This window comes from Tsukamurella strandjordii (genome assembly GCF_039525985.1).
GTDB classification, from domain to species: domain Bacteria; phylum Actinomycetota; class Actinomycetes; order Mycobacteriales; family Mycobacteriaceae; genus Tsukamurella; species Tsukamurella strandjordii.
Window position 1 is genome coordinate 1 of sequence record NZ_BAAAII010000009.1, and the last position, 564, is coordinate 564.

At 78.0% G+C, this 564-nt stretch carries 1 protein-coding gene; it reads left to right on the top strand.

All coding sequences use genetic code 11. The features are described from left to right. On the top strand, positions 1–564 hold a 564-nt coding region (locus ABD108_RS17375; RefSeq protein ID WP_425579798.1), incomplete at both ends, for an LGFP repeat-containing protein.

Consider the following 564-nt stretch of genomic DNA (forward strand, 5'->3'; position numbering starts at 1 on the left):
CGGCCGCTCCCGCCGCCCCGGCCGTCCCGACGGTGCCCGGCGCCCCCGGTGGCGCCGCCGTCCCCGCTGCACCGGCGGCACCCGCCGCTCCCGCCGTGCCGACCATCCCGGGCATCCCCGCGCCCCCGGCCGCCGGAACCGGCGTCGTCGGAGCAGCGGCGCAGGCCATCACCGGCAAGGCCGCCGTCGAAGCCGCCTACCGCGCCTCGGGCGGCGAGAACGGCACGCTCGGCAAGGTGGTCGCGAACCCGATCACCTTCCCCGACGGCTCGATGTTCCAGTCGTACGCGAACGGCACGATCTACTACACGCCGGCCAACGGTGTCCAGGTGGTGCCGTCGGGCGTCGCCGCCCCGGCCACCCTGATGAACTGGGTCACCGCGTTCGCCGCCGGCGGCGCACCGACCCTGCCGCCGCTGCCGCTGCTGAACCTGATCCCGGGCTGGGGCGATCTGCTGGGTATCAACCCCACGCCGGGATCCACACCGCCGGGCGTGCCCGCGGTCCCGGTCGTCCCCGGCGCCTCCGGGGTCCCGCCGGCCCCCGCGGCTCCGGCCGCTCCCG